Origin of the sequence: Actinoallomurus acaciae (assembly GCF_042429965.1) — a bacterium.
Taxonomy (GTDB): domain Bacteria; phylum Actinomycetota; class Actinomycetes; order Streptosporangiales; family Streptosporangiaceae; genus Actinoallomurus; species Actinoallomurus acaciae.
In genome coordinates this window covers 1-3,928 of record NZ_JBHLZP010000657.1, presented here as the reverse complement: position 1 = coordinate 3,928, position 3,928 = coordinate 1, and the positions used below count along the sequence as shown (strand labels likewise).

The following is a 3,928-nucleotide window of genomic DNA, read 5'->3' as shown; positions in this document are numbered from 1 at the left end:
CGGCACCGGGCCCGGCGGCGGCTCCGGCGGCGGCGTCGGGGGCTCCGGCGGGGGCATCGGCGGCTCGGGCATCGGGGGAGTGGGGGATGCCGGTGTACCAGTCATGCCGCTTCTGTACCCGCATGTGTGCGTGTGACGCCCGGGCAGTGCAGGATGGGAGTCATGAGGGAAACCCGAGCGATGGCTCACGGGCTGCGCACGGCGATCGAGCGGAGCGGCTACTACCCCGCGCTCGTCGCGGACGCCGTCGAGTCGGTTCTGGGCACCGAGTCCGTGATCGCTTATGTCGTCCACCACGAGGCGACGTTCGATCCGGCGATGGAGGTACGGCGCCACGTCACCGTGCTCGTCCTGTCGCCCACCCGCCTGCTCGTCTGCCACACCGACGAGCACCCGCCGACCGAGGCGATGCCGCATCCGCACGCCTCGACCACGACGGAGGCGGTCCGGCTCGGCCGGGTCCAGTCCGTGGCGGTGACACGTGTCGTGCCCGAACCGGCCTCCTACGTCCCCGGCGTCCCGCCGACCGAGGTGATGGTCACCATCGGCTGGGGAGTGATCTCTCACGTCGATCTGGAGCCCGCCTCCTGCGGTGACGAGTCCTGCGAGGCCGACCACGGCTACACCGGCACCCTGACCGCCGATGACCTTTCGCTGCGGGTCAGCGAGGCGGCCGACGGCGCCGACGCGGTCGAGCAGGCACTCGCCTTCGCCCAGGCGCTCTCGGAGGTCATCGCGCAGCGCGAGCGATGAGCCTTCCCGTTCCGGCGTACGGGCGCCGGTCCCTCGCCGACCTCACGCCGTCGGTGCTGGCCGCGCTGGGCGTCCCAGGGCACGTGAACGTCCTGGACCTGCCCGCGTTGCCGCGCGCCTGCGTGCTGCTCGTCGACGGCCTGGGGTGGGAGCTGCTGCGCGCCCACGCCGGCGACGCACCGTTCCTGTCCTCGCTCGCCGGGCGCGAGCTGACCGCCGGCTTCCCGTCGACCACCGCGACCAGCCTGGGCTCCTTCGGCACCGGCCGGGCGCCGGGCGGCCACGGCCTGTTCGGCTACCAGGTGGCCATCCCGGGGGAGGGGCGCCTGCTCAACTGCCTGCGCTGGGACGACGGAGTCGACCCGCTCACCTGGCAGCCGTCGGCCACCGTGTACGAGCGGGCCGCCGCCGCGGGCGTCGCGGCGGCACACGTCTCGACGCGGGCGTTCGCCGACAGCGGGCTGACCCGGGCGGTGTACCGGGGCGCGCGCTATGTGCCGGCGGACGCGCTCGGCCCGCTCGTCGCCGGTGCCGAGCAGGCCGTACGCCAGGGTGAGCGGTCCTTCGTCACCGTCTACCACAGCGAGCTGGACGCCACCGGTCACCTCCACGGCTCGCGCTCGCCCGCCTGGCGGCACCATCTGGCCTTCGTCGACCTGCTCGTCCGGCGCCTGGCCGAGACGATGCCGCCGGACGCCGCCCTCTACGTCACCGCCGACCACGGCATGACCGACCCGGCCGTGCGCGTCGACGTGGACGCCGCGCCCGCCCTGCGCGAGGGCGTGGCGCTGCTGGGCGGCGAGCCGCGGGCACGGCACCTGTACGCGCAGGAGGGCGCGGCCCCCGACGTGCTCGCCGTGTGGCAGGAGCGGTTCGCGGGCCAGGCGTGGGTGATGACGCGCGAGGAGGCCATAACGGCCGGCCTTTTCGGGCCGGTTTCGGCCACTATGGCGGACCGGATCGGCGACGTGGTCGCCGTGCCGCACGCCGACCTGGCGATCGTCGCCACTCAGGCCGAGCCGCTGGAGTCGTCCCTGGTCGGGATGCACGGCTCTCTCGTACCGGCCGAACAGCTCGTACCACTGCTCACCTTTACGGGGGAGTCATGAACGAGGAATCGCCGCTCGCGGACGGGTCTGTCACCGGTCAGACTGGCGGTGTGCACCCTCTCATCGACGTCCCGTCACTTGTCCGGACCCGAGGAGGCGTGGCCCTCCTCGATGTCCGCTGGCGTCTCGGCGGTCCGCCCGGAATCGAGGCGTACCGGCGCGGTCACCTGCCCGGAGCGGTCTTCATCGATCTCGACCGCGATCTCGCGGCGCCGCCGGGCGCCGGAGGCCGTCATCCGCTCCCCGACGCGCCGGCCTTCCAGAAGGCGATGCGGCGCGCCGGGGTACGCCAGGACGACCTCGTCGTGGTCTACGACGACGCCGACGCCACCGCCGCGGCCCGCGCCTGGTGGACGCTGCGGTACTTCGGGCACGAGCGGGTGCGCGTCCTCGACGGCGGCTACCACGCCTGGGTGGACGCCGGGCAGCCCGTAACGACGGAGGTGCCTGAGGCGGAGGAGGGCGACTTCATCGCCAGGCCGGGCCACCTGCCGCTACTCGACGCGGACGGCGCGCTGGCCGTGGCCAAGGACGGCGTGCTGCTCGACGCCCGCGCGCCGGAGCGCTACCGCGGCGAGGTCGAGCCCGTCGACCCGGTCGCGGGCCACATCCCGGGCGCGGTGAACGCACCGACGCACGGCAACGTGGGGGTCGACGGCCGCTTCCTACCGGCCGGCCTGCTCCGCGAACGCTTCGCCGGCCTCGGCGCGACCGACGCGGCCGAGGTGGGCGCGTACTGCGGCTCCGGCGTCACCGCCGCCCACGAGATCCTGGCCTTGACCATCGCCGGAGTACCGGCCGCCCTGTACGCCGGCTCATGGTCCGACTGGATCACCGACCCCACCCACCAGGTGGAGACGAGCGACTAGGCGTACTGATCACGAGTGTCGTCGACGGTCACCGGGGTTGATCATGGTGAAGGGCTCCGGTGTGGTGGAGCTGCGTAGGGCCGCACCACATAGGGGTCCTCGTGCCCGGTTGAGCGTTCGTGGCGGGTGACTGTTGGTCGGACGTGTCGGCTTCGGTCGTTCTCGTTGCGCATGTCGGGGCCGGGATGGGCATCTTGCGTGCCAAGGCTCGCACGTGGCTGCACCGGCTGGTGGCGAAGATGAGGCCGGATTGCAGGGCCGCTCCAGCCGGTCGTTGAAGACGCCGCGCGGCACCTGGGGAGCGGTAGTGGACCAGGTCTGCGGCCTGGGACAAGGACGCTGGGTCCCGCTTGGACCTGCCTGCCTTGACGGTGCACCGGATCCTGGTCCGTCTTGACCGCCTGGCCTTCCTGGATCGGCCCGTCGGCCAGGTGATACGCCGTTGCGAACGCGGCCGGTCCGGCGATCTGGTCCCCGTCGGCGTCAAAAGGGCTCGGCCGGATCCCTGACGGCGGCGGCCGGCGCGTCCACGGCCGGGCTGCCTGCCCCCCACCGCCCCCACAGGCTTCGACTACACACGACTCGGCCGCCGACGATCACAGCCGCCTGGCCTACAGCGGGGTCCGCCCAGACGAGAAGGACGCCGCCCGCGCCGGATTCCCGCGCGGGCGGCAGCCTTCCTCGTCTCCGCGGGCATCCGCCACATCGAGCGGATCCTGACCGAGACCCCTGGCTCTACCGCAAAAGGCCCCGAGTGGAAACAGGCACTGGCCGACCTCGGTGCGACCGCAAGACCCCCCGCATCCACCGGCCCCAAACCAACGGCAAAGCCGAATGCTCAACCACACCCTGCTCGACGAAGGGGCGCACCCACGCCCTCCACCGCAGCCAAGAGTGCGCCGCACCACCGCCCCGGGCAGACTCCCTCCATACCTACAACCACCAGCGCTGCCACACCGCACGCGGCGACAAACCCCACCGACGTCAACAACCCCGCGGGCCAATGATCCGTAGGACCTGTCCCGAGTCCTGGCCGTGGGTTGTCCACAGCCGGTCCTGGGGTCTTCCTTTGGCGTGTGGGGTGGCTTGACAATGGAAGTGGGGTCGGTGCCCCCCTGGGAGGGCGGGGCGTGTTCTCGGGCGGGGCGTGTTCTCGGGCGGGGCGTGTTCTCGGGCGGGGCGTGTTCTCGGGCGGGG

The 3,928-nt window shown here is 72.7% G+C and carries 3 protein-coding genes and 1 pseudogene; all 4 read left to right on the top strand.

Features of this window, described 5'->3' with window-relative positions:
• The first annotated feature begins 162 nt into the window (after positions 1-162).
• The 4 genes and pseudogenes from ACFFNX_RS44345 to ACFFNX_RS44330 all read left to right on the top strand — a co-directional run bounded on the left by ACFFNX_RS44345 (position 163) and on the right by ACFFNX_RS44330 (position 3,738).
• Entirely contained in the window at positions 163-753 is a 591-nt protein-coding gene (locus tag ACFFNX_RS44345) for a DUF5998 family protein (protein WP_285580151.1), read from the top strand.
• Positions 750-1,862 carry an alkaline phosphatase family protein gene (locus ACFFNX_RS44340; protein ID WP_378212269.1) on the top strand — a complete coding sequence of 371 codons (1,113 nt, stop codon included), beginning with the start codon at positions 750-752 and terminating at the stop codon, positions 1,860-1,862. The genes ACFFNX_RS44345 and ACFFNX_RS44340 overlap by 4 nt, the downstream gene beginning before the upstream one ends.
• A 50-nt stretch (positions 1,863-1,912) precedes the next feature.
• Complete coding sequence (locus tag ACFFNX_RS44335) at positions 1,913-2,731, top strand: sulfurtransferase (protein WP_378212268.1); 819 nt, start codon at positions 1,913-1,915, stop codon at positions 2,729-2,731.
• Between the two features lie 130 nt (positions 2,732-2,861).
• Positions 2,862-3,738, top strand: a pseudogene (locus ACFFNX_RS44330) (transposase family protein).
• The last annotated feature ends 190 nt before the right edge of the window (positions 3,739-3,928 follow it).

Coding starts and splice junctions, on each gene's coding strand:
- ACFFNX_RS44340 (WP_378212269.1), top strand. CDS start 750: ATGAGCCTTCCCGTTCCGGCGTACGGGCGCCGGTCCCTCGCCGACCTC.
- ACFFNX_RS44345 (WP_285580151.1), top strand. CDS start 163: ATGAGGGAAACCCGAGCGATGGCTCACGGGCTGCGCACGGCGATCGAG.